General features: G+C 69.5%; 22 protein-coding genes, 1 tRNA gene and 1 pseudogene. 10 read left to right on the forward strand and 14 right to left on the reverse strand.

Annotated features, from left to right (window positions below):
• Nucleotides 1–10: 10 nt before the first annotated feature.
• Both OG972_RS23970 and OG972_RS23975 read left to right on the forward strand, forming a co-directional pair.
• Nucleotides 11–973 (forward strand): annotated as a pseudogene (locus OG972_RS23970) (tyrosine-type recombinase/integrase); the annotation flags it as partial.
• A gap of 108 nt (nucleotides 974–1,081) precedes the next feature.
• A complete protein-coding gene (locus OG972_RS23975) occupies nucleotides 1,082–1,594 on the forward strand; it encodes a protein phosphatase (RefSeq protein WP_266984655.1) in 513 nt (170 codons plus the stop codon).
• A 313-nt stretch (nucleotides 1,595–1,907) separates the two neighbouring features.
• Here the strand turns inward: OG972_RS23975 and OG972_RS23980 are convergent, their stop codons facing one another.
• Entirely contained in the window at nucleotides 1,908–3,062 is a 1,155-nt protein-coding gene (locus OG972_RS23980) for a hypothetical protein (protein ID WP_266984657.1), read from the reverse strand.
• Nucleotides 3,063–3,066: 4 nt separating this feature from the next.
• Between OG972_RS23980 and OG972_RS23985 the strand changes: the two genes are divergently transcribed.
• Nucleotides 3,067–3,348 carry a hypothetical protein gene (locus OG972_RS23985; RefSeq protein WP_266984659.1) on the forward strand — a complete coding sequence of 94 codons (282 nt, stop codon included), beginning with the start codon at nucleotides 3,067–3,069 and terminating at the stop codon, nucleotides 3,346–3,348.
• 78 nt (nucleotides 3,349–3,426) lie between these two features.
• Here the strand turns inward: OG972_RS23985 and OG972_RS23990 are convergent, their stop codons facing one another.
• The 5 genes from OG972_RS23990 to OG972_RS24010 form a co-directional block, all read right to left on the reverse strand.
• Nucleotides 3,427–3,843: a hypothetical protein gene (locus tag OG972_RS23990; protein WP_266990680.1), complete on the reverse strand. Its 417-nt coding sequence runs from the start codon at nucleotides 3,841–3,843 to the stop codon at nucleotides 3,427–3,429.
• 177 nt (nucleotides 3,844–4,020) lie between these two features.
• A tRNA-Arg gene (locus tag OG972_RS23995) sits at nucleotides 4,021–4,093 on the reverse strand.
• A 524-nt stretch (nucleotides 4,094–4,617) separates the two neighbouring features.
• On the reverse strand, nucleotides 4,618–5,583 hold the full coding sequence (locus OG972_RS24000) for a hypothetical protein (protein WP_266984661.1): 966 nt from the start codon (nucleotides 5,581–5,583) through the stop codon (nucleotides 4,618–4,620).
• Nucleotides 5,580–5,993 (reverse strand): hypothetical protein, encoded by a 414-nt coding sequence (locus OG972_RS49280; RefSeq protein ID WP_323135892.1) that lies wholly within the window; start codon nucleotides 5,991–5,993, stop codon nucleotides 5,580–5,582. Before OG972_RS49280 ends, OG972_RS24000 begins: the two co-directional genes overlap by 4 nt.
• A 633-nt stretch (nucleotides 5,994–6,626) precedes the next feature.
• Nucleotides 6,627–7,082, reverse strand: coding sequence for a hypothetical protein (locus tag OG972_RS24010; protein ID WP_266984663.1), 456 nt, complete (start codon nucleotides 7,080–7,082; stop codon nucleotides 6,627–6,629).
• Nucleotides 7,083–7,356: 274 nt separating this feature from the next.
• Here OG972_RS24010 and OG972_RS24015 point away from each other — a divergent pair, with 274 nt between their 5' ends.
• Together OG972_RS24015 and OG972_RS24020 are read left to right on the forward strand one after the other, a co-directional pair.
• On the forward strand, nucleotides 7,357–7,503 hold the full coding sequence (locus tag OG972_RS24015; RefSeq protein ID WP_266984665.1) for a hypothetical protein: 147 nt from the start codon (nucleotides 7,357–7,359) through the stop codon (nucleotides 7,501–7,503).
• 120 nt (nucleotides 7,504–7,623) lie between these two features.
• Entirely contained in the window at nucleotides 7,624–9,408 is a 1,785-nt protein-coding gene (locus tag OG972_RS24020) for a class I adenylate-forming enzyme family protein (RefSeq protein ID WP_266984667.1), read from the forward strand.
• Here the strand turns inward: OG972_RS24020 and OG972_RS24025 are convergent, their stop codons facing one another.
• Complete coding sequence (locus OG972_RS24025; protein ID WP_266984669.1) at nucleotides 9,409–10,686, reverse strand: M6 family metalloprotease domain-containing protein; 1,278 nt, start codon at nucleotides 10,684–10,686, stop codon at nucleotides 9,409–9,411.
• 295 nt (nucleotides 10,687–10,981) lie between these two features.
• Here OG972_RS24025 and OG972_RS24030 point away from each other — a divergent pair, with 295 nt between their 5' ends.
• Complete coding sequence (locus OG972_RS24030) at nucleotides 10,982–11,644, forward strand: TetR/AcrR family transcriptional regulator (RefSeq protein ID WP_266984671.1); 663 nt, start codon at nucleotides 10,982–10,984, stop codon at nucleotides 11,642–11,644.
• Between the two features lie 186 nt (nucleotides 11,645–11,830).
• Nucleotides 11,831–13,354, forward strand: a complete 1,524-nt coding sequence (locus OG972_RS24035) for an MFS transporter (RefSeq protein WP_266984673.1) — start codon at nucleotides 11,831–11,833, stop codon at nucleotides 13,352–13,354.
• Between the two features lie 95 nt (nucleotides 13,355–13,449).
• Here OG972_RS24035 and OG972_RS24040 read toward each other — a convergent pair whose 3' ends face one another.
• Nucleotides 13,450–13,962: a MarR family winged helix-turn-helix transcriptional regulator gene (locus OG972_RS24040; protein ID WP_266984674.1), complete on the reverse strand. Its 513-nt coding sequence runs from the start codon at nucleotides 13,960–13,962 to the stop codon at nucleotides 13,450–13,452.
• A gap of 130 nt (nucleotides 13,963–14,092) precedes the next feature.
• Between OG972_RS24040 and OG972_RS24045 the strand changes: the two genes are divergently transcribed.
• A complete protein-coding gene (locus OG972_RS24045) occupies nucleotides 14,093–14,875 on the forward strand; it encodes a dioxygenase (RefSeq protein ID WP_266984675.1) in 783 nt (260 codons plus the stop codon).
• Between the two features lie 4 nt (nucleotides 14,876–14,879).
• Here OG972_RS24045 and OG972_RS24050 read toward each other — a convergent pair whose 3' ends face one another.
• Both OG972_RS24050 and OG972_RS24055 read right to left on the reverse strand, forming a co-directional pair.
• Complete coding sequence (locus tag OG972_RS24050; RefSeq protein WP_266984676.1) at nucleotides 14,880–15,959, reverse strand: questin oxidase family protein; 1,080 nt, start codon at nucleotides 15,957–15,959, stop codon at nucleotides 14,880–14,882.
• Between the two features lie 99 nt (nucleotides 15,960–16,058).
• A complete protein-coding gene (locus OG972_RS24055; protein WP_266984677.1) occupies nucleotides 16,059–16,598 on the reverse strand; it encodes a GNAT family N-acetyltransferase in 540 nt (179 codons plus the stop codon).
• 148 nt (nucleotides 16,599–16,746) lie between these two features.
• Here OG972_RS24055 and OG972_RS24060 point away from each other — a divergent pair, with 148 nt between their 5' ends.
• A complete protein-coding gene (locus tag OG972_RS24060; RefSeq protein WP_266984679.1) occupies nucleotides 16,747–17,745 on the forward strand; it encodes an RNA polymerase sigma factor RpoD/SigA in 999 nt (332 codons plus the stop codon).
• A gap of 87 nt (nucleotides 17,746–17,832) precedes the next feature.
• Here OG972_RS24060 and OG972_RS24065 read toward each other — a convergent pair whose 3' ends face one another.
• Nucleotides 17,833–18,843: a YafY family protein gene (locus OG972_RS24065; RefSeq protein ID WP_266984680.1), complete on the reverse strand. Its 1,011-nt coding sequence runs from the start codon at nucleotides 18,841–18,843 to the stop codon at nucleotides 17,833–17,835.
• A 61-nt stretch (nucleotides 18,844–18,904) separates the two neighbouring features.
• Here OG972_RS24065 and OG972_RS24070 point away from each other — a divergent pair, with 61 nt between their 5' ends.
• Complete coding sequence (locus OG972_RS24070; RefSeq protein ID WP_266984682.1) at nucleotides 18,905–20,458, forward strand: MFS transporter; 1,554 nt, start codon at nucleotides 18,905–18,907, stop codon at nucleotides 20,456–20,458.
• Between the two features lie 115 nt (nucleotides 20,459–20,573).
• Here the strand turns inward: OG972_RS24070 and OG972_RS24075 are convergent, their stop codons facing one another.
• The 3 genes from OG972_RS24075 to OG972_RS24085 form a co-directional block, all read right to left on the reverse strand.
• Nucleotides 20,574–21,344: a DUF6227 family protein gene (locus OG972_RS24075; protein WP_266984684.1), complete on the reverse strand. Its 771-nt coding sequence runs from the start codon at nucleotides 21,342–21,344 to the stop codon at nucleotides 20,574–20,576.
• A 179-nt stretch (nucleotides 21,345–21,523) separates the two neighbouring features.
• A complete protein-coding gene (locus OG972_RS24080) occupies nucleotides 21,524–22,603 on the reverse strand; it encodes a P1 family peptidase (protein ID WP_266984686.1) in 1,080 nt (359 codons plus the stop codon).
• A 10-nt stretch (nucleotides 22,604–22,613) separates the two neighbouring features.
• On the reverse strand, nucleotides 22,614–23,801 hold the full coding sequence (locus OG972_RS24085; RefSeq protein WP_266984688.1) for a low temperature requirement protein A: 1,188 nt from the start codon (nucleotides 23,799–23,801) through the stop codon (nucleotides 22,614–22,616).
• Nucleotides 23,802–24,036: the final 235 nt, after the last annotated feature.

Below are 24,036 nucleotides of genomic sequence, written 5' to 3' on the forward strand. Positions count from 1 at the left end.
ACTAGCTAGCATCCCGACGCCGACCAGGTCAGCCAAGCTGTCCGAGTGGCTTCCCTACTGGCTGGAGCACTACGTGCAGCCGCGTCGCAAGCTCAGCACGTACGACAAGTACGAGGCGCACGTTCGCCTCTACTTGATCCCCATGCTCGGTACCAAGCGGCTGGAGACGCTGAGCGTCGCCGACGTGCGCCGGTTCATCACTCGGGTGCAGGCCGCCCAGACGCCGGCTACTGCGAAGGAATCCCACCGGGTGCTGCGTACCGCGCTCACGGCGGCAGTCCGCGAGGAACTGATCACGCGGAACGTCGCATCCCTGGTTGAGCCGCCGCGGGTGAAGCAGCGGGAGATCAGCCCGTGGTCCCTGAAGGAGACCCTGTCCTTCCTGGAGGCTGCGCGCCGCGATCCGCTGTATGCAGCGTTCGTGCTGGCTATTTGCATGGGGCTCCGGCGCGATGAGTTGGTGGGCCTGCGCTGGTCGGACGTGGACCTGGATAACCGGGTGCTGCACGTTCGTCACCAGACCCAGCGCCGCAGGGGCACGCTCTACGACGACGACCCCAAGAGCCGGCGGCGCCGGGTCGTCCCGATGCCCGCGCTGTGCGTCGCGCCGTTGCGCTGGCACCGCCTGCGGCAGCGGGAGACGTTCGCGGCGACGGGCGTCGCCTGGTCCGACGGCGGATACATCTTCGCGACCAGGAACGGCCGGCCGGTGGAGCCCCGGAACGTCTACCGGTCCTTCACTCGGGTTGCGGCTGATGCCGGTCTGCGGGTGGTCCGGCTGCACGACGCGCGGCACGGCTGCGCCACGCTGCTGACGGCGGCCGGAGTCGCGCCGAGGGTCATCATGGAGATCCTCGGGCACAGCCAGATCAGCATCACGATGGACGTCTATACCCACGTCGTGCACGACACGCAGCGGGAGGCGATCAGCCACATGGACCGCCTTCTCAAGCGCCGTCTGCCAGCCACCTGAGCCTGGTCTATAGCCTCTGCCCGTGGTCAGCTCCTTGGCTGACCACGGGCTCAATGAGGGAACACGAGCGCCTGACCGTGTCGTTGGTTCTCTGGGAGAGGAGTGCCGGTGAAGACACGTCAGAAGGACCGCGATGCCCCCGAACCACAAGCACCGTGGAATGAAGTCAGGCCACGGCTATGGATTGGCGGACACTTCTGGGCCGGCCCCGACGGTGCTGTGCAGACCGCCGTCGTTGACGCTCAATTCGACCTGGTCATCAGCCTATTCACTCGAACAGGCCACGGGCCGACCCCTGGAGTCGAGCATCTGATCAGCGAGATCCCCGACAACCCGCTCACAGCCGAGCAGCTCCACTCGGTCCAACGGCTGGCCGTCACCGCCGCAGAGGCCGTACGGAACGACCGCACCGTTCTCGTGCGCTGCCACTCCGGCTACAACCGCTCCGCCCTCGTCGTCGCACAGACCCTGATCGAGCTTGGCCAGGACGCCAACACCGCCATCGACCTCATCCGACAGCGACGATCACCCTGGGCACTGAACAACCAGACCTTCGAGCAGTACCTCACCACCGGACTCGACGTCGCCTACCTCCTGGCTGGACTCGAAACCCCCACCTGACCAGCAGCACTGCCTGTCGTTACTCGCGGTCGGCATGGGTCTCGTCGCGCTGGGGCACGTCATGAAGCCCACGTGATAACTCGACGTGTCGGCGCTGAGACGCGACTGCCGTCAACTGTGCCGTCAAAAGGCCCCGGACCATGATCGGTCCGGGGCCTTTTGGCTGGTGCCCCCGGCAGGATTCGAACCTGCGACACCCGCTTTAGGAGTTCGCCCGGGGTGGCACTCTGACGCCTCCGGCCGGGGGTACCGATGTCGCTCAGGCTTACCCAGGGTTGCTGCTGTCCAGCGTCGTTGATGTCAGCCGTGGATGTCAGCGGCTCGCCTTCACGGCCTCCGACGTCGCTGCTCGGAACGACCCGGTCGCCTCGAAGTGCGCGCGGAAGTAACCGTGCCCCGCATCGGCGATGTCGGCCGAGAAGGCGTGGCCGCTACCGGACCAGGTGGCCTCCGTCGTGAGCAGGTCCGCCCACTGTTTGCCGTCACGCGAGTACTGGATGTGTACCGGGATGGTGGCGGGCGTCCAGCTCTCGGGGAAGTCCATCGCACCCTCGACGTGCACGCTGTGGTCCTGTGTACGGGTGGCCGAGAACGAGGAGAAGACCGAGGCACGCAGAACGGTGATCTGAGTACTGTTCGTGGAGGCGGGGGCGATGAATGGGTCGTCGCTGTGCGACGCCACGCGGAAGCTGCCGGTTTCCCACGGGGTGTGAGTCAAGGTGACCTTACCGTCCTCGCCAGTGGTGAAGTAGCCGACACTGGCCGACTGACCGCCGGAGGAGGGCTCGAAGAGCACCCCACCGCTCTGACCCTCGAAGGGAACCCAGCCCTGCGGGGTCTCGCGCTCCAGCGTCGCCGTGAGGGTGACCTGTTGCCCGAAGTCGATCGTTTGAGCCATTGCCGGGGCCTGGACGGTCCAGCGCGTGGCTACCTGCCGGACGCCGATCTGTGTCGACGGGGACTCGCCGTACAGGACGTACGGGTGCTCGTTGACGTGCCGGTAGACGACCTGGACCGGCACCGCGTCGTTCACGGTGACCGTGCCGGAGAAGCGTCCCTCCGTGTCGGTGCGGACGGTGTTCTCCGTCCAGTAGTCAACATCGATGTCCACCGGGTGGTCCGCCAGGGGCTTCAGCTCGCGGGTCGCCGGCCATCGTCCCTTCAAGAGGCCGTCGATGCGCACCTGGCGGTGGTCGATGTCGACCTCCGTGCGGTCTGTGCGCACGTCCTCGAATACCGGCGCGACGTAGTAGGCAAGCGAGCCCGCGGAGTTGTTGGTGGTGCGGTCGCCGTCGGCGTCCGTGGCCTCGATTCGGACGGTGTAGCTGCCCAGGTCGGCAAGGCTCAGAGGCTGCTTCGTGTGCCACACGCCGTTGTCCGGTGTGCCGGAGACGAGGCCGAACGCGTCGTTCTCCACGACGGCGACTTCCTGCTGTGTGGCCGCGGAGACGATATGGGCCCTGATCACCGTGATGGCGCTGTCGGAGCTGATACTGACGGCCAGGGTGCCCAGGTCGTCCGAGACGCTGTTCGCCCACCTGACGTCAGGAGCCTGCCCCTCCGCGGCGTTTGCTGCCGGGCTGCCGGCCAAAAGGATTGCGACGGTGCCGATGGCGGCCCAAGCCGCCCGTGTTCTGAACATCAGTCCCCCCAAGGACGTGTCGAAAACCGTGCCGCGATTTCTCCGCGTGTCTGCGGTGGATGCCGCGGCTGAACCGCATTTCTATCGCACGGCTGTGACATCGGTTCCGTGAGTCTCGCTGCTGTACGGAGCTCGCTGCTACGGATGCGACTCGGGGTCGGTACCGACGAGCCCTTGCTCTTGGGTCAATTCACAGCGCAGACCTGCGTCCTGGCCAGCGCCAGGAGGTCTTCCCGCGGCGTGGACGGGAACAGGACGACGTGGTCCACAAAACCGACACGGGGGACACGACCGGCTTCTGGCCCAGCACGTGCTTCCCGGTTGTGGACTGGAGCGGTGTGGCTGCGGGGAAGAACCAATCAGGGGTACCGGCCTTCCGCCAGGCTGGCCGGGCGCCGATCTCCTTCGGGGCCAGGATCGGATGCGCGGTGTACTTCCGCCGGCGCGGGCTGGTGCGCTGCCAGTACCGGTCGCCGTGCTCGATGGTGTTGCCATAGTCGTAGCCGACCGGATGGCCGTCCGTGTACGCGAGGACGGCCATGAACCCCGGCTCGTGCCGCGAGCACGCGCCACCTCCGAGGACACCAGGTCCGGGGCAGACGTCCAGCCCGGCGAGACCGACGAGCCCGTGCCGAATGATGCTGATCCATTGGGCGATATCCGGGAGATCAACTCCCCGTCCGCTCACGCACCGCTCACGCAAACGGCCCCGGACGAGGAGTCCGAGGTCGAGTAGAGCACCTCCCTGGGGGGAGAAACCCCAGGTCAGGTCGGTAACGCGTTGTGCCCCCGGCAGGATTCGAACCTGCGACACCCGCTTTAGGAGAGCGGTGCTCTATCCCCTGAGCTACGAAGGCGGGGATCTGTTGGAAACTGTGTCTCGAACTCGATCGAACAGGTGAACGAGTCATGCAGATTCCCACAGGGTTGCGGTGGCGCAGCTGAAGAGGGCTGAGCCGCCGCGGACAGTGTAGCGGGTGGGGTGCGGTCTGCACTTGGGGTTGTCGGGTGCCTGCTCCCGGCGAGGGTGAGCTGGTGGATCAGGAGCAGATCAGGCGGCGGCTTGGTTGATCCTGGCGCGGCTGACGGAGAGCGCTTCGTTGTCTTCTGTGTGGCGGGGGTGGTGCAGGTCAAGGCGCCTGCGGGTGAGCGGTTGTCGGGCCGGATCTCGGTCGGGGTGCTGACGCAGGCGTTTCCGCCGGGTCTGGCGGTGAGGTGACCGCCCAGCTCCCTGACCCGAGCCCTCTTGTCAAGAACGAGCGGCTGGGGCCACGCGAGCCGACCGCCGAAGCCGGGTGGTCTCCAGGCTGTCGCCGCTCACGCGCGGTCCGATCGGGGAACGCGACCGGGACCCCGCGCCAGCGGCACGCGGGGCCGGCTGTCAGACGTCTGCGGACGCCGGACCGTTGGCGGGCGTCGTGACCGCGACGCGCACCGCGCCGGTGGTCGAGGCTGCGACCTGTGCGATCGTGCCCTCTTCGGGGTGGCGGGCGACGACCGCAGGGGTGCCCCCACGCGTCGGCACGTGGCGCACGCTCCATTCCGAGCTCTGGAAGTGAGCCTGTGCGCGTGCCAAGGCCCGTACCGTCTTGTCCTCCGGCAGCGGCTCGGTCGACCAGGTGTGATGGACCGAGGTCCCGGACTCGTCCTGGACCGTGCTGAGGCCTTCCCCGGGCTGTGTCGGCGCGGAGCTGACCTGCAGGGCGTCGTAGATCCGGCTGGAGTGGCCGAGGGCGCGATGCCGAGCGGGATCGTCGATCTGCAGGTTCTCCAGTGCTGCGGGGTCGGCCGTGGTTGGCGCCGAGGACTTCCCCGGCGGGAGGAAGCAGGGCGATGTCACGCCGAGGGAGGCGAGGCCCTTGCCCTTGGCGCGATCCACGACGCCGGTCATGGCGTTCATCCAGAAGTCGTCGGGCTCCGTACGCATGTAGACCGACGGAAAGGGGCTGGACCAGTCGACCTCGCCCGACGCGGTGTACTTGTAGCCCTGCTTCAGCCAGGCGTCTCGTGCCTGCCGCACCAGGTTCTTGGCCTCGGACCCCGGAACACCGGTCAGTTTGTAGGCGATGCTGACCTGCACGCGGTCGTCAGGGCCGTGGTCGTCTCTGGCGATGCAGGGGCCGACGGGTTGGGGGCCGATGCGCTCCAGCGTCGGCTTGGGGGACATACCGTCCACCGCCTGCCGGATGATTTCCTCTGCCCGGTCGATCGCCTGCTGCTCATTCATCGTGACCTGCTTCGGTGCTTCTCCGCCGGGTTCCTGCCCGTCCTTCTGTGCCCCGCACGCGGTCACCACGGTCGTCATGGCCAGCAGTGCGGCAGCCGGGACTACTTTGCGCAGATTCACGGCCGTCCTCCAGTAACGATCTTTGCCAGGTCGCTGAGGGGCTTTTCGTCCCAGCACGGGGAGTGCGCGTTCCACTCCTTCCACTCCTCGGCCGGGACCATCGCGCCCTTCACCTCGCGACCCGTTACGGGGCTGATGTAGGGCTTGTAGTGCTCCGGTTCCTTCTTGAGCCAGGTGTCGTACTCCACCTGCTTGGCACCGCGCTGTTCCGCGAGCACGATGCGGTTCGCGTCGTCGCGTATGTCGGAGGGAAGGCCGTCGAGCGCTCCGATACTCGCTGGGTGCATGGAGACGTAGACTGCGCGCTGCTCCTCGGAGAGGCCCTTCCACCAGTTGGCGTTGTCCTGGGGCCAATCGTTCTTGGGCGCCGGCTTGATCGTGTCGAGGTAGGCGTCGGCCGCCTGGCGCACGCCCCCGTGCCCGACGTGACGTCGGTCCAGTCCCGGGAGGACACGGTCAGGTCGTCATCGGCCTTGAGGGCCCGTATTTTCGGCGCCCACTTCGCGTCCGCGTCCGTGGCTTCCTCGAGCGCGTCGGCGATCCGGTTCGCGTACCCCATCGCCTTGCCGTAGTTCGGGTTCGGGTGGATGTTCGCCGCCTGGCGCTCCAGGGCATCGGAGGTCGGGCCGCCTCCGGCACTCCCGGTCACTGTGCCGCCATCAGCGACCTTCTCCTCGCCTGGCTTCTGACCCGCTGGAAACGCGACCGAGCCGTCCGCGTTCACCGTGCAGCCGTCCGCCTGGGCGTCCTCGATCGCCGCGTCCAGCTTCCGCTTGGCGGCCGCCGTGTCGTAGGCGAGCCCGTTGAGGGCCGTGCTGATCACACCGCATTCGGCCTGGGTGTAGTGGAAGTTCTTCGCCAGGGCTTGAAGCTGCTTCTGCGACGCCTCCGCTGCCCAACGTCTTACGCATGCCTGCGGCGACGGCGTTCTCGATGTGGTCCTTGGCTGCCTGGGCCATGCTGCCCATGGAGCGGTATCCGTCGGCGGCGTCCCCGAACTCGGAGGGCTTGAGGCCTTGAGAGTGGCGTAGTCCATCCCGCCGTCACCGGCCCTTCGCCTGGCCGCCGACGGCGTCCGTGTCCGCGTACTCGAGGTTCAGCTTGTGCATCTCGCCGTTGACCGCCTCATCGGTCGTCAACAGGTCGCGGCCCACCTGCTCCAGGATCTTCTGGAGTGAGCCGCACCGCTCGCTGATGCTTTCGGCGTACATCTTCCACGAGTCGTACACGTCCTTCTGCGCTGCCGCGCCCAGGCAACCCGTGATCGCGTCGAGCCCTGCCTGGCCGTCCTCCAGTTCGGTCAGCGCGGTGCTGACGTTCCGGCGAAGGGAGCCCACCCCTTCGCCGGCCGTGGTCCACGCCTTCTTGCTGGACGTCAGGCCGCCTGTTACGGCGCTGGGCCCGGTGCCGGGCTCAACCGGGACGTGGTTGAGCCGCATCGCTACGGGCTGCCCATTGGTCACATCGGCTTTGATCTGTTCCCACTCGTCCCACGCCATGCGTAGCCCTCCCCCGCGGATCACTCCGGCCAAGGACACTGCATCGCACCAGCAACACACATCCGGCGCCGTACAGGGCGCCCCACGAGTACCTGCACCTATGCGAATGAGTACCTGTCCCGCCGGCCGAAGTGATCTTGAGTTGTGGATCGCGGGGGTGGTGGTACGCCGCCGTGAACTGTCCGAAGCCGAGTGGGAATCGTGCAGCCGTTGCTGCTCCGGCCTGGGCTGGGCCGTTGCGGCTGGATGACCTGACGGGCCTGAACGGGAGCGTGTGGAAGTTCCGGACCGGGGTGAGCGCACCGTCCAGATACGCGATGCCGAGGGAATCAAGGCGGGCACGGTCACCGCGCGTACCGCCATCACCGAGCGGGCGGTGGTCGACGAGATGAAGCTGCTGCCCGGGACCGGCAAGGTGTAGAGGGGGGGGCGTGCAGCGGGGCAGGCGGAGGGGGAGCGCAGGGCGGGGCGGTGTCTTGACGGGGGGTGGGGGCGGGCATAGCGTCGCGGAGTCCTGAGCAGGCGCTTGGAAAGGTCGTTCGTGCCGCACACCGATCCGACCCCCGCCGCCGCTTCCGCAGCTTCCCCGTCCTCTGCCGACTCGCCCTCCGCTGCCGCAGCCTCCGCCGCGCGGATCGAGGCCGCGCTCACCGGACCCGGCGCGCCGTTCGCTGTCGTGCGGGCTCAGGACGGCGTGCAGGCGGGCTCGCTCGTCTACGCGAGCGGGCCCAGGACCCTCCGCGAGTTCGCCGAGACCACCTGGGCCTTCGGGGACCGGCCGTTCCTGATCGGTGCCGAGCGCAGCTACTCGTACGGGGAGTTCTTCGCCGCCGCATCCGCACTGGCATGCCGGATGACCGAGGAGTACGGGCTTCGCCGCGGTGACCGGGCCGTTGTCGCGATGCGCAATCACCCCGAGTGGCAGGTCGCCTTCTGGGCCGCGCAGCTGGCCGGTCTGGTCGCCGTACCGCTCAACGCCTGGTGGACGGAGGGCGAGTTCGCGTACGCGCTCGACGACTGCGAGCCGCGGGTGCTGCTGGTGGACGGTGAGCGGCTGCCGCGGGTCGCCGCCTGGGCGGAGAAGGCCGGGGCGCGCGTCGTCGTCTTCCACCACAGGGACGGCGCGGTGCCGGTGGGGGCCGAGCGGTACGAGGACCTGCCCGCGCCCGACCCGCTCGCCGCACCGCCCGAGGTCGAGATCCGGCCCGAGGACGACGCGACGATCATGTACACCTCGGGCACCACCGGGCGGCCCAAGGGTGCTGTCGCCACCCAGCTCGCCCAGGTGGGGGCCGCACTCAACCCGCGGTTCCACGCGGCCGCTTCCGCGCTGGGCCGCGGGGTCATTCCGGGACAGGGGCCCGCCCCGGTCACGTTGATGACCTTCCCGTTCTTCCATGTCGCCGCGTTCACCAGTTTCTACGCGGCGATGGCGGCGGGCGGCTCGCTCGTGGTCATGCGGAAGTGGGACGCCGAGGAGGCGCTCCGGCTGATCCGGGAGCACGGCGTCACGCACTACGCCGGCGTCCCGGTCACAGCGCTTCAGCTGCTTGCCGCCGCCGAGCGGGCGGACGACCGGCTGGAGAGCCTCCAGATGCTGAACACCGGTGGCGCCGCCGCCCCGCCCGATCTGGTCGCACGGCTCACCGCCCGCTACGGCAAGCGGATCGAGCCGCGCAACGGCTACGGTCTGACCGAGACCAGCGGCGGCGTCCTGGCCAACTTCGGCGCCTCCTACCGGCTCCACCCGGGCAGTGTCGGCCGGCCGACACCCGTCACCGAGGTGCGGATCACCGGTCCGGCGGGCGAGGCGCTGCCCGAGGGGGAGATCGGCGAGCTGTGGCTGCGCGGCCAGTCGCTGGTCCGTGGCTACTGGCGCGATGAGGCGGCGACTGCCGAGGCGTTCACGGACGGCTGGTTCCGGACCGGTGATCTCGCTCTGGTGCGCGACGGGCGGGTCAGCATCGTCGACCGGATCAAGGACATGGTGATCCGCGGCGGCGAGAACGTGTACTGCGTGGAGGTCGAGGCCGCGCTCCACGAACACCCGGACGTCGAGGACGCGGCGGTGCTGGGGGTGGCGCATCCGGTCCTGGGCGAGGAGGTTGCCGCGGTCGTCCGGCTGCGGCCCGGTGCCACCGTCACGGCAGACGAGCTGCGGGCGCACGTCGGGCGGAGCCTGGCCGCCTTCAAGGTTCCGGCCCATGTCCTCGTGCGGGACGAGCAACTGCCCCGGAACCCGACCGGGAAGATCCTCAAGCGTGAGCTGCGCGGGGTGGTCGACGAGGAGGTCAGCGCCCTCAGACGCAGCGAGGAGGGGGCGTGATCAGGAGCGGGTGACGCGGACCCGGTAGTTCCCCCTGGAGTCCTTGTCGACGACGGATATGTGTATTCCGTTGGTCCGGTCGGTGAAGGTCTGGCCGGGCTGGAACGGGGCGTCGGAGAGCTCGGCATGCACATTGGGCAGCCGCGTGCAGCCTCCGCTGTCCTTGGTGCTGTCCGCGATGGAGATCGGACCCTGCCCCGTGTCGACGTCGGAGCTGACCTTGTAGATCAGCACGCCGGGCCGGCAGATCGCCTGGTCATTGCCCGCCTGGGTCCGTACCTCCATCGCGTAGCCGGATTCCCCGGTCAGGGGCACGAAGGCCAGCTTCCGGCCGCCCCGGGTGGCAAGGGGTGTGAGGACGTGGTCGGTGGTGCCTGGCTTGGACGCGCAGCTGACCTGGTTCTTGTCGAGCCAGCCGAGTTTCCACTTGTGCCAGCCGAGGAAGTCGTTGTTGGCCCCCCAGTCCTCGGACATGATGTCCCAGTGCCCGACCGAACCGCCGCCCTCCGTGGTGTAGAGGTCGGGCAGGCCGAAGACATGGCCGTTCTCGTGCGGCAGGACGCGGTAGCCGGTCTGTGCGTACGAGCCCGAGCCGTCGTCCTGGCGGCTGTAGATGAAGGACGTGTTGGAGAGCGGGGCGCCGTCCGCGAGCGGCGCGTCGTCGTTGCCGGAGAAGGTCACGGACAGGACGGTGTCCAGGGCGGAGGGCCCGGCGTTCGGTGTGACCAGGATGTTGACCAGGTCGTACGCGCCGAAGTCCACCTTCCGGTCGGCGACGGCCACGATGTCCTGGACCAGGTGCCGGTAGCCCGGCTCGTACGGTGAGCCGCGGTCTATCCCGTACGCCGAGAACGGCAGAGGCATCCGAAGCCAGCTCTTCACAGGGGCGTCGGGCCGGTAGATGAGCCGGCCGTACGAACTGGTCCGGAACCAGTTGGTGGTCTGCGGGAAGAATTCGGCGAGCCGTTTCATCGCAGACCCCGCTCCCGGCGCGTCCGGGAAGTCGATCATCAGGTTCAGTGCATGGATCTGGCCCGTGGAATGGGCATACCCCGTCGGTGTCGGCATCCCCTCCGACATCTGCACCCCCATCGTCGCGGATATCCGGCACGGTCCGACCCCTGCCGCCTCGGTGCTGGCCACCGGCCCCGCGCCGGCGTGGCTGCGCGGCGGGAGCGTGCTGCTGGCCGAGGCCAGTGCCCCGATGACCAGGGCGCTTGCGCCCGCCAGTGCGACCGGGTGGCGCTGGGTGCGTATCCGGCGGCGGGGCTGCTGCATAGAGGCGCCTTCGGGGTCCGCGGCAGTCGGCCGACCCTGACTGCGCTCTCTGATCACCCTCGGGCGGGCGGTACGGCGCCGCCCGTCGGGTGCGCCGATCGGTGTAATTTCCCGCCTATTTGATGTGATGCAGGTCACATTGGAGCGGGAAATAACCGGGGATGGATTCCCCGTTTGAACCTGGTGTCCCCCGCTAAACGGGGAGGCGGTCCCCGGTTGCACGAAGTTGTACGCGCAGGGGCCTTCGCAAGAGCTGCACCAGGAAGACCCGGAAGAGGAAGAGAAGGACTGTCTCGTGAAAACCGCTGCTCGCACCGCCGCCGGAACCGTGCCGCGCCGTACGCCCCGCCCGCGGGCCGACGCGCTGCGCAACCGGGAGCGGATAGTCGCGGCCGCGCGCGAGATGTTCGTCGAGTTCGGTCCGGATGTGCCGCTCGACGAGGTGGCTCGCCGCGCAGGCGTCGGCAACGCCACGCTCTACCGGAACTTCCCCGACCGGGCAGCGCTGACCCATGAGGTCGTCCTCTCGGTCACCTCCCGCACCACTGACCGTGCGGAGGAGGCGGTGGCCGAGGAGGCCGACCCCTTCGCCGCGCTCTGCCGCTTCGTGCACGCGGCGGCCGACGAACGCATCGGCGCGCTCTGCCCGATGCTGTCCGGCGGCTTCGACAAGGACCATCCCGAACTGCTCGCCGAGCGTCGCCGCCTCGAAGAGGCCGTCGAAGGGCTCGTGGCGCGCGCCATGTCCGCGGGGCGCCTGCGCACCGACATCGCCGTCGGTGACGTACTGGTCGGCCTCTCCCAGCTCACCCGGCCGCTGCCCGGCATCGCCTGCCTGGACATCGACCGCTTCACCCACCGTCATCTCCAGCTGTTCCTGGACGGTCTGGAGGCTCCGGCCCGGTCCGAACTGCCCGGGACGGCGGCGACCTTGGAGGATCTGCGGCATCGCTCATGACGCCCGTGCCCGGCTCCTGAGACAGGCTCCGGGCCGTCCGTCCGCCATGCCCTCACCACCCGACTTACCTCACGTCCACTCCCATCACCCTCATCTCTCCCACTTTCACCGCTGACCGGGTGCACGTCTTCACGGTCACGGATCACGACTCCTCGCGTCCATGTGCGTTCTTAGGTGGCTAGCCCCATGTCAAAAACAGCTGATATCCGACTTCCCGACCCCAGTCGCTGGAAAGCGCTGGCCTTCATCGCGCTCGCGCAACTGATGGTCGTGCTCGATGCCACGATCGTGAACATCGCGCTGCCGCACGCCCAGACGGCGCTCAGCATCACCGACGCCAACAAGCAGTGGGTCATCACGGCCTACGCCCTCGCCTTCGGCGGACTGCTGCTCTTCGGAGGCCGGATCGCCGACCTCTGGGGCCGTAAGCGCACCTTTGTCGTCGGTCTGATCGGCTTCGCGCTGGCCTCCGCACTCGGTGGCGCGGCGCAGAACCAGGGCATGCTGTTCGGCTCGCGTGCGCTCCAGGGTGTCTTCGGCGCCCTGCTCGCCCCGGCCGCACTCTCGCTGCTCGCCGTGATGTTCACCGACGCCAAGGAGCGCGCCAAGGCGTTCGGCATCTACGGTGCGATCGCCGGTGGCGGCGGCGCCGTCGGCCTGATCCTCGGCGGCTTCCTCACCCAGGCGCTGAACTGGCGCTGGACGTTCTTCGTCAACATCCCGTTCGCCGTCATCGCCGCCGCGGGCGCGTACTTCGTGATCCGTGAGCCGGCCGGCAGCCGTAACCGCTCCTCGCTCGACATCCCGGGTGTGGTCCTCTCCGCGCTGGGTCTGGTCTCGCTGGTGTACGGATTCACCCGTGCCGAGTCCTCCGGCTGGTCGGACCCGCTGACCATCGGCATGTTCGTCGCCTCCGGCGTGCTGCTCCTGTCGTTCGTCCTGACCGAGGCCAAGGTCGCGTCGCCGCTGCTGCCGCTCCGCGTGGTGATGGACCGTAACCGCGGTGGCGTCTACCTCTCGCTGGGTCTGGCCATCATCGCGATGTTCGGGCTGTTCCTCTTCCTGACGTACTACCTGCAGGTCGTGAAGGGCTACTCGCCGATCAGGACGGGCTTCGCCTTCCTCCCGATGATCGCGGGCATGATCACCGGTTCGACGCAGATCGGCGCACGGCTGATGACGCGGGTCCCGGCCCGCAAGCTGATGGGTCCGGGCTTCCTGACCGCCGCCGTGGGCATGCTGCTGCTGACGCAGCTGGAGATCGACTCCTCGTACGCGGCGCTCATCCTCCCGGCGCAGCTCCTGCTGGGTCTGGGCATGGGTACGGCGTTCATGCCGGCCATGTCGCTGGCCACGCTCGGGGTCGAGCCGCGGGACTCGGGTGTCGCGTCCGCGATGGTCAACACGTCGCAGCAGGTCGGCGGTGCGATCGGTACCGCGCTGCTGAACACCATCGCCGCCTCGGCCGCGACGGCATACGCCACCTCGCACGCCGCGCTCGGCGCGACCGACCCGCAGCTGCTGAAGCTGCAGTCGATGGTGCACGGCTTCACCGGCGCCATCTGGTGGGCGGTCGGGATCCTGGTGGTGGCCTCCGCGATCGCGGTGACGTTCATCAACGCCGGGCGTCCGTCGACCGCCCCGGCCGGCTCCGGTTCGGGCTCCGATGGCGTCGAGGACGAGTTCAGGGTGCCGGTCGTCGCGCACTGACGCGGGGCGCGCGAGGTGAAGTGATGTGAACACGGGTCTGCCCCGGTTCCGCTCGGCGGAACCGGGGCAGACCCGTATCGGTGCGCGAGGGCGGCTCAGCGGAGCCAGGGCAGGTCGGCGTCCGTACCCTCCGGCTCCAGGCCGGTGGCGATGACCTGCATGATCTCGCCGAACGAGCGCACCTGCTCCGGTGTGAGCCGGTCGAACATCGCCTGGCGTACGGCGCGGACATGACCCGGCGCGGAGCGGCGGAGCATCTCGTACCCCTCGTCGGTGAGGACCGCGTTCTGGCCGCGCTTGTCGGACGGGCAGTCCTCGCGGCGCACCCAGCCGTTCCGCTCCAGCCGGGCGACGGCGTGCGAGAGGCGGGAGCGGGTGATCTTGGCGTCCTTGGCCAGCTCGGTCATCCGCATCTGGCGGCGGGGCGCCTGGGAGAGCTGGACGAGCAGTGCGTAATAGATGTGCGGCATGCCGGCATCGCGTTGCAGCTGGCGGTCGAGGTGGTCCTCCAGGAGCGTGGTTGCGTGGAGGTAGGCGCGCCAAACGCTCTGCTCTTCGTCGGAGAGCCAGCGGGTCCCGCCGGTGGATGCCGTGGTCATGTGCTCCACTGTACGACCTTTTCTTGAAAGTTGAACTAGATAGAGCTAAGGTCTCTTGGGATGGGAACTTGAAGCTTCAATGAGCTGGATCCCACCACCGCAGAAGACTTAGCTTGAGTAGTAGTGGATGGGGAGTGTCATGACTGTCACCGCGGAGCGCATGCCCGCCCTCTATCTCTCCCACGGTGCGCCGCCGCTGGCCGACGATCCGGTCTGGCCCGGCCAGCTGGCCGCCTGGTCCGCCGAGCTGCCGCGCCCCACCGCGATCCTCATGGTCTCCGCCCACTGGGAGGAGGCTCCGCTTGCCCTCGGTGCGACCGAGACCGTTCCGCTCGTCTACGACTTCTGGGGCTTCCCGGAGCACTACTATCGCGTGCAGTACGCGGCCCCGGGTGCCCCGCAGCTGGCGGAGAGCGTACGCAAGCTGCTGCGCGGCGCCGGTACGCCGGTCCAGGACATCCCGGACCGCGGGCTCGACCACGGGGCGTACGTTCCGCTGGTGGAGATGTTCCCGGGCGCCGACATCCCGGTACTCCAGATCTCCATGCCGACGCTGGACCCGCAGAAGCTGATGGACATCGGCCGCAAGCTCGCGCCCCTGCGCGACGAGGGCGTCCTGATCGTCGGCAGCGGCTTCTTCACCCACAACCTCGCAGCCCTGCGGCACACGGGCGGCGGCAACCCCGGCTGGTCGGTGGAGTTCGACGACTGGGGGCACCGGGCGCTGCAGGCGCAGGACATCGACGCGCTGCTGGACTTCGAGCACAAGTCCCCGGCCGGGCGGCTGGCCCACCCCCGCACCGAGCACTTCGCGCCGCTCTTCGTGACACTGGGTGCCTCGGAGGGCGAGCTGGATCAAGGGCGCAGCATCATCGACGGGTTCTGGATGGGGCTCGCGAAGCGGTCGGTGCAGTTCGGCTGAGTGGTCAGAGGGCCGGGGGGTTCAGTTCGATCGAGCGGAGCGCGGCGGCCAGGGCCGCCGTGTCGCCGACGTCCAGTGCGGTGTCGGTGAACTTGATGGTGTGGTCGTCACCGTGCGCCGCCGCCCGCGCGAAAATCTCGTCGGCGGAGGATGCCGACGGCGATGCGGTGCACGGGACGGGGTCGGCCGGGCTGTACGCGGCGGTGACCGCGGCGCTCGCGGCCCAGGCGGCGGCCAGGCTCTGCGGCCACAGTTCACGGGGGAGGGCGGGCAGGGTACGCAGCACGGCGTTGGGTGCGGTCGCGGCGTGCACCAGCATGATCGGTTCGCCATGGCCATGGGTGGCGTAGCGGTGGGTCGCGGCCCTGACCAGTTCCGCCAGCCGCGTGCGTGCCACGTCCGGGTCGTCCGCGAACTGCTGCGGCCACAGCGGGAACGCGGTGAGCTGCGCCAGCCGGTCGCGGATGCCGCCGCTCTGGTCGGCCACCGGCGGTACGGCGTCCAGCGCGGCCGCGGCACTCGGCGCGGGCGCGAGCGAGGCCGGTGGGTTCAGCGCGGGCGGCGGCTGGTGGCGGGCGGCCCAGTAGCCGAGGCCGTGCGCGAGCTCGGTGACCCGGGGCGCGTTCGCTCCACCGGCGAGCAGGGTGCGCACGGCGTGGCCGACCCGGATCACGGGGTGGGTGGCGCCTGCGGCGATGCCCGGCAGCAGCCGCGGCCACCATTCGGTGAGGACGTCCTGCCAGGGGCGCCCGGCCGTCTCCTGCGCGAAGTACATCGTCCAGTCGGCGATCCTCCGCGGGTCGCCCAGGGCCTCGTGCCAGTTCTCCGCGGTGATCCGGGTCGCGGGGGCCGGCATGTCCTCCAGCTTGTGGCTGTAGTGGTCGAGCCAACGGTGGACGGCCGGCGCCTGGCCGTGCCGTACGAGCGCCTCGACGGCCATCGGGCCGTGGTTGCTCAGCCAGCCGTTGCGCTCGGGACCTGCGGCGTGGAGCCGGTCCAGCGCCTCGTCGAGCGTGCCGGTGGGGTCGACCGGCGCCGTGTCCGGTGCGCTTGTGGAGTCTGTCCTGCCTGTCGTGTCGGTCATGCCGGAACACGCTAGGCGCGGGGCCCGCCGCTCGTAACGGGCTGTGGACCTACGCCGCGACCCCACCGGGTCCTAGGCCTCCGGTCCCAGCACCGGGTCCTAGGCCTCCGGTCCCAGCCGCTTCTCGTACCAGGCCACGTCCCAGTACGTGTCGAACTTCCGGCCCACCTCGGTGTACGTACCGACATGGTGGAAGCCGAACCGCTTGTGCAGTGCGACCGAGGCGTCGTTGGGCTGGGTGATGCCCGCGTACGCGCGGTTCAGGTCCTCGTCGGCGAGCGCCTCGAAGAGTGCCGTGTAGAGGAGTGTGCCGATCCCGCGTGCGGTGGCCCACGGCGCGCAGTACACGCTCACCTCGACCGACGTGGCGTATGCCGCCTTGGGGCGGAAGGCGCTGCTCGTGGCGTAGCCCAGGAGTGATGCGGGACCGGCAATGCGGACATCCTGAGCAACCAGAAGGCGGTGCGGGCCGTCTTCAGGGTGGGAGCGCAGCCACGGCAGCCGCTGTTCGGGTGTGAAGGGGGCGGTATCGAATGTGAGCGCGGTCTCACGTACGTAATGGTTGTAGATGTCCGTGAGAGCCGCCAGATCGCCCTCGATGCCGGGTCTGACCTGCACTTCTGTACGGAATCCCGGCATGTGCACTCCCCTCGCGACCGGACAGGGTACTGCATGATCGCGAAAATGAGTGCGCACCGTGGGAATTCTGTCCGGATTCCAGTCGTTGTTTCCATCGGATGCAGGGCACCCGAGAGGGTGTCGCGACCTACTCAGCAAGGGAGCACGCATGGCAACCCGTGCCGTCGCCCGTCGTTCGTCCGCCAGTGGCGGGACCAACCGGGCAAGCAGTGTTCGCGCCGTGGGCGGAGAGATCGCCGATCGCGACCTGGTCGGCATGTACCTGGACGAGATCGCGCGCACGCCGCTGCTCGATGCCGCCAAGGAAGTCGAACTGTCGCAGACCGTCGAGGCGGGCGTCTATGCGCGGCAGATCCTCGACGGTGCGGTGGAGAGCGAAGCCGGTGGAGCGACGCGTGAGGAGCTGGAGGCGCTGGTCGCCGAGGGCGAGCGCGCCAAGGACATCTTCATCCGATCCAACCTCCGACTCGTGGTTGCTGTCGCCCGCCGCTACCCACGGGCAGGTCTTCCCCTGCTGGACCTGATTCAGGAGGGAAACGCAGGCCTGGTGCGTGCGGTCGAGAAGTTCGACTACGCCAAGGGCTTCAAGTTCTCCACGTATGCGACGTGGTGGATCCGTCAGGCCATCACCCGCTCCATAGCCGACCAGTCCCGTACGATCCGGCTCCCCGTCCACCTGGTGGAGGAGCTCGGCCGGATCCGCCGTGTGCAGCGCGAGTTCAATCGTGAGCACGGGCGCGACCCGGAGCACGAGGAGATCGCCGCAGAGCTGGACTCCACGCCGACGCGCGTCGGTGACGTCCTCGACTGGGCCCGCGACCCGGTCAGCCTCAACATGTCCGTGGACGACGAGGGCGAGACCCAGTTCGGCGATCTGCTGGAGGACACCTCCGCGGTGTCGCCCGAGCAGTCCGTCATGACGCTGCTGCGCAGCGAGGAGCTGGAGGACCTGATCGGCAAGCTCGACCACCGCACCGCGTCGATCATCCGCATGCGGTACGGCATCGAGGACGGCCGTGAGCGGACCCTCACCGAGGTGGGCAAGCAGCATGGGCTGACCCGGGAGCGGATCCGTCAGATCGAGAAGCACGCGCTGCTCGAACTGAAGCGAATGGCTCACGACACGGGTTTTGACGCTGCGGCGTGACCCCGCGTCCAGTAGCCTCCGATATGGGTCGCTTCGTACGGACCCCCTGAGCTGAGTCCCGGCGCCCACCCCCCCTGGCGCCGGGGCTCATTCTTTTGCGCCGGGCTGTGCAGGCCGCTCCGCCGGTGGTGAGTCCGGCGGCACGGCCGCGCGGGTCAGACGGGCACCCAGCTCACTCAGGTGCGCCACCAGCTCCGGCGGCGCGTGAGCGGTGAACTCGCAGTCGACCAGCGCCAGCCGGAGCACCACCCACTCCAGCGAGTCCGCCATGACCACATGCAGCCGGCAGCTGTGTTCGCCGGTCGGCTCCAGTGGGCCGAACGCCGAAGGCAGCCGGGCGGTGACGAACTCCGCCGGGGCCGCGAAGCTCACCTCGACAGCCAGCTCCGGCTGCCGGCGCTGGATGGAGCTGGTGAGGAATTCCGCGGCGTCGCCCGTGGGCAGCTCGCGCGGGGTGAAGCGGGCCCCCGTGGCGAACGGCTCGCTCACCCGGTCGACGCGGAACGTGCGCCACGCCTCGCGCCCCAGGTCGTACGCCACGAGGTACCACCGCCACCCCGTGCTCACCAGCCGGTACGGCTCGACCAGCCGCTTCGTCTCGGCGCCGTCCCCCGCCCGGTAGGTGAACCGCAGCCGCTCCTGCCCGGTGACCGCCGCCGCCATCACCGTCAGTGTCTGCGGGTCGATGGTCGCACCGTCGCCACGGGCCAGCGGCACCGTCGCGTTCTGCAGGACCGAGACCCGGTGCCGCAGCCGTGACGGCAGCACCTGTTCCAGCTTCGCCAGCGCCCGCACGGACGCCTCGTCGACCCCCTCGATGGCATGCCCGGCGCCCGCCCGCAGCCCCACGGCGATGGCCACCGCCTCCTCGTCGTCGAGGAGCAGCGGCGGCATGGCGGCGCCCGCGACCAGGCGGTAGCCGCCCACCGAGCCGCGCGACGCCTCGACGGGGTAGCCGAGGTCGCGGAGCCGGTCGATGTCGCGGCGGATGGTTCGCGGGCTGACCCGGAGCCGCTCGGCGAGCTCGCTGCCCGGCCACTCGCGCGGCGTCTGCAGGAGCGACAGCAGATTCAGCAGTCGTGCCGGGGTATCGGTCATGGATCCAGGATGCCCGCCCATTGGGTCATGGACTGACCTAATGGGTCTCTAACTTCATCGCATGAATTCTTCCGAATCCCCTCTGCCGTCCACGGCGGCCGCTCCCGCGGTGTCCTCGGACCCGTCGGACCGGCGCCGGTGGTTCGCGCTCGCCATCGTGATGACCGCGGCCTTCATGGACCTGGTGGACGTCACGATCGTCAACATTGCCATCCCGAGCATCAAGCAGGACACCGGTGCGACGTTCAGCTCGATCCAGTGGATCACCGCCGGATACGCCCTGGCCTTCGCGGCCGGTCTGATCACCGGCGGCCGGCTCGGCGACATCTACGGCCGCAAGCGGCTCTTTCTCATCGGCATCGGCGGCTTCACGCTGGCCTCGGCGCTCTGCGGCTTCGCCGCGAACCCGGAGATGCTGATCGCTTCCCGCATCCTGCAGGGTGGCACCGCCGCGCTGATGGTCCCGCAGGTGCTGTCGATCGTGCACGCCACCTTCCCGGCGCACGAGCGCGGCAAGGTCTTCGGTCTCTTCGGTGCGGTCGTCGGTCTCGGCGCGGTCATGGGACCGCTGCTGGGCGCACTGCTCACCGAGTGGAACATCGCTGGTCTGGAGTGGCGGCCGATCTTCCTGATCAACCTGCCGGTCGGCATCGCGGGACTGGTCCTGGGCCGGAAGTTCATCACGGAGTCCAAGGCTCCGAAGGCCCTCCGGCTCGACCTGGTCGGTGTCGCGCTGGTGACACTGGGGCTGCTGATGCTGCTCTACCCGCTGACCCGTGGGCGCGAGCTGGGCTGGCCGCTGTGGGGGTACGCGTTGATGGCCGGCAGCGCGCTGGTCTTCCTGGCCCTGGTGCTGTTCGAGCGGGAGAAGGCGCGCAAGGACGGCTCGCCGCTCGTCGAGCTCTCGCTGTTCCGGGTCAAGAGCTTCGCGGCGGGTATCGCCGTCCAGCTGACCTTCGGCATCGGGCTCGGCATCTTCTTCCTGGTCTGGACGCTGTACATGCAGATCGGCCTCGGCTGGAGCGAGCTGCGGGCCGGCACGACCGGCATCCCGTTCTCGATCGCCGTCTCGTTCGCCGCCGGGATCTCCGTACAGAAGCTGGTGCCCCGGTTCGGCCGCAAGGTGCTGCAGGCGGGCGCGCTCCTGATGATCGTCGGCCTGCTGCTCTACATCTGGGAGTCCGACCGGTACGGCATGTCCATCGCGCCCTGGCAGATGGCTCTGCCGCTGGTGGTCATGGGGATCGGGATGGGGCTGATCGTGGCCCCGCTGACGGACGCGGTGCTGTCCGAGGTGCCGAAGGAGCACTCGGGGTCGGCGTCCGGGCTGATCAACACCGTGCAGCAGATGGGCAACGCGCTGGGGCTCGGCCTGGTCTCGGTCGTCTTCTTCGGGTCGATCAGCGACCGGCTGGCGCCGGAGGCGGTGGGTCCGGCGTTCGCCGAGGCGTTCCAGCACTCGCTCTGGTGGGTGGCCGGAGTGCTCGCGGTGATCTTCCTGGTGATGTTCGCGCTGCCCGCCCGGCCGCGCCGGCACGTGGAGGGCGGCGAGGACGTCCAGGACGCCGACGGTGCGCCGGGCGAGGTGGCCAAGGAGCCCGTGCTGACGTCCTGAAGGTGCCTGCCCGCACGCGAAGGTGCCCGCACCCCCTCGGGGGGCGCGGGCACCTTCGCGTGCGGCTCGGCGGCAGCCTCCCTCGGCGAACGGGTCGCGGCGGGCGGCGCAGCGGTCAGCAGATGCGCGTACGGCTCTCCATCGCCTCGCGTGCCGTCTTCTCGTCCCCGTACACCTCGCACATGTGGCGACCGTCCGGCGTAGCCGTGTGCTCGACCTCCCAGAGGCTCGTCTCACTGCCGTCGAGGAGCAGGAACGCGTGCTCGTACAGCGTGAATCCGGCGTCCCGCCCGTCGACCCGGCACTGCCTGCCGAAGATCTGGGTGATGTGGTGGGCGAAGGCGGCCCGCAGGAGGCGCGCGGTCTCCTCGCCCGGACCGTCGCTGTTCTCCGCGCGGCGCAGGACCCGGCGGGCGTGGTCCGCGGAGTTGTCCGGCGCGTACATCCGGGGCAGCGGGGCCGGTGGAGCGGCCATCAGGATCGTCAGTGTCTCCAGGTCGGCCTGTGGGCTGTCCTCGCCGAACACGGGTACGTCGGAGAAGCTGCCGGACAGCCGGGCGGCGGCGACCTGGACGTCCGCCTCGTCGTCGTACAACTCGTGGTGCTGGGGGGCGGGCTGCCTCCGCGACCGGGGGTCCGCCGTGTCCCTGGCGGTGCTGTGGACGAGCTCCCACAAGGTGAGCGCGGAGCCGTCGGCCAGCAGGTAGGTGTGCCGGTAGGTCTCGCGATGCAGCACGGAACTGTGATGCGAGGAGTGCAGGGAACTGCTGTGGGCCAGCGCGGTCCCGAGTTGCTCGACCGTGCAGTCGGGCAGGTCGAAAGAGTTGAGTGCCCGTCGTAGGAGTCGGTCGAGATGCTGCTCGGTTGTCTCGTACGGATCGCTCAAGGTGCTGTCTCCAGGCCGTCGCCGCGTGTTACTTGATGCGTGCTTAACGTAGTCCCTGGGTCTGACATCGTGACCGGGGTTCCTGAAAACGTATGACGCGTGCGGAAGGTTCCTGGCGATTCGTCCGAACTTCCTTCTGTGGATGGCGAGTCGGTGGGCGCCCGGCCGCGGCGGGTGGGTCAGCGGGGGCCGTAGAGATCGCTGTACGAGGGGTGGACGCCCGCGCCGGGGCGGAGGTCGACGCCCTCCGCCGCCCGTACGGCCTTCACGACGGCGCGGGTCAGGGTGTCCGCGCCCGCTGCCAGGAGCTCGTTCAGAGCGATCGGGTTCTTCGGCGGCAAGGGGCGCTCGCCCGTGGCCAGCGCGAAGACCGTGTCCCCGTCGGTCAGTAGATGTACGGGCCGCACGGCACGCGCCAGCCCGTCGTGCGCCGTGCCCGCGAGCTTCTGTGCCTGCGCCCGGCTGAGATCCGCGTCGGTGGCGACGACGGCGAGCGTGGTGTTGAGCGTGGGGAGCGCGTTCGCCTCCCGTGCTTCGGCCAGGCGGCGCACGGCGGCTTCGTGGACCCCGGCCGCGGGGTGCACGGGCGGCGCCGCGGCGCCGTACTCCCCGTACAGCACCCCGGTCACCGGATCGACCACGGAGCCCGCCGCATTCACCACGACCAGCACGCCGACCGTGATTCCGGACGGCAGCCGCACGCTCGCCGTGCCCACGCCGCCCTTGAGCTGACCGGCGACCGCGCCCGTACCCGCACCGACCCCGCCCTCGACGACCGGGGCCCCCGGCTCCGTACCGGCTGCGGCTTCCACGGCGGCGCGGCCCGTCGAGGCGTCCGGGCGGGCCCGCCAGTCGCCGCCCCGCCCCAGGTCGAAGATGCACGCGGCCGGGACCACCGGCACCACCTGCGACGGATCGGGGCCGACCCGCACACCCCGCCGCTGCTCCTCCAGCCAGGCCATCACACCGGACGCCGAGTCCAGACCGTAGGCGCTGCCACCGGTCAGGACGACGGCGTCGATCCGCTGCACCAGATTGCGCGGGTCGAGTGCGTCCGTCTCCCGGGTGCCGGGGCCACCGCCGCGTACGTCGACAGCCGCGACGGCGCCGCCCTCGGGGGCGAGGACGACAGTGGTGCCGCTCAGCGCGCCGTCGCCCGGCACCTGCGCATGACCGACGCGCAGCCCGGCGACATCGGTCAGCGCGTCCATCGCCCCTGTCGCCGGTGAAAGCGGGAACTGCGCATCCTGTCCGGTCATCCCGTGCTCCTCACGTCCGGTTCGGCGAAACCACGGCGCCCGGTGCGCCCGGTGCCGGGCGTCGCGACAGCGACACCCCGACGGCCACCGTCGCGGCCGCCACCAGACCGGCCGCGAAGACCGCCCACTCCCCGGCGAACGTACAGCCAAGGATGGCCACCGCGGCCAGGGGGAGGGGCAGTTGCTCCGCGAGGTCGCGCTTGAAGTGGCGGGCGTGGATCAGCCACACCGTCAGCAGATAGACCGCGGCGGGCACCGTCACGGCGGCCGAGGCGGCCGTCGTCGACACATGCGCCTTGCCAATGGCCTCCTCCACCGCGACCTCGATGCCCGAGCCGATCGCGGCGGCGGAGCCGAAGATCACGTAGTGGCCGTATCCCCAGACGAACGCCTGCCTGTTGCCGCGGAGATAGCTGTGGATCGGCACGGCGAAGTAGATCCACCAGGCGGCGAACACCAGCAGCAGCCCGCCCGCGGCGACCGGCAGCAGTTCGTCGAGCGCTTCGTGCTCGTCGGCCGCCTCCTGGACGGCGACCGTCGCGGCGGCGATCGTCTCCCCGAGCACGATGATGGTGAACAGCCCGTACCGCTCGCCGATGTGGTGCGGATGCCAGCTCGTCCCGAGGTCGCGCTCGGCGATCGTCGGGACCGCCAGCTCGCACAGGGCGAGCACGACGAAGACTGCGGTACGGGCGCCGTTCGCACCGGCGGGCACGAACAGCATGCCGATCCAGCCCAGTTGGAGCAGGACGATGCCGATGGCGTACCGCCGTGCGACCGTGCGCTCCGCGCCCTCGGCGTAGTGGGTCACCCGCAGCCACTGGCTGGTCAGTGCGAGCCGCATCACCACATATCCGATGACGCCGAGCGTCCAGTCCCCGTTGTCGAAGGCGCGTGGCACCCCGGCGGCGAAGATGAGCACGCCGGTGATCTGGACGAACGTGACCACGCGGTACAACGCGTCGTCGGTGTCGTACGCGGAGGCGAACCAGGAGAAGTTGACCCAGGCCCACCAGATCGCGAAGAACACCGCCAGGTAGCCGGCGACCCCGGTGCCGGGGTGCCCCTCGACGACGGCATGCACGAGACGGCCGCCCGCCTGGGCGACGGCGACGACGAAACACAGGTCGAAGAAGAGCTCCAGCGGGGTCGACGCGCGGTGTTCCTCGGTGCGGCTGCGAGCGGTCATCCGGGGCATGCGCCCCAGCACAGCAGACCGCCCCGAGGGCGGGCGCCGGGACGCGCAGCCCGATCGGGGAAAGCCTCCCGGAGATTCTTGCGCATGCATTCACCAGTGGACGGTGGTCGGCAGTCCCGAACGAAACCGCAGGTGTGAGGGGCGTGAAGCCCGGAGCCGGCGGTGCCGGCCGGATCGAGGGTCAGTGCGCCCCTGATCAGCGGACACCGGGAGTGCGTGGAAGGCGGCGGATGGA

The sequence above is a fragment of the Streptomyces sp. NBC_01669 genome (genome assembly GCF_026339735.1).
Taxonomy (GTDB): domain Bacteria; phylum Actinomycetota; class Actinomycetes; order Streptomycetales; family Streptomycetaceae; genus Streptomyces; species Streptomyces yanii.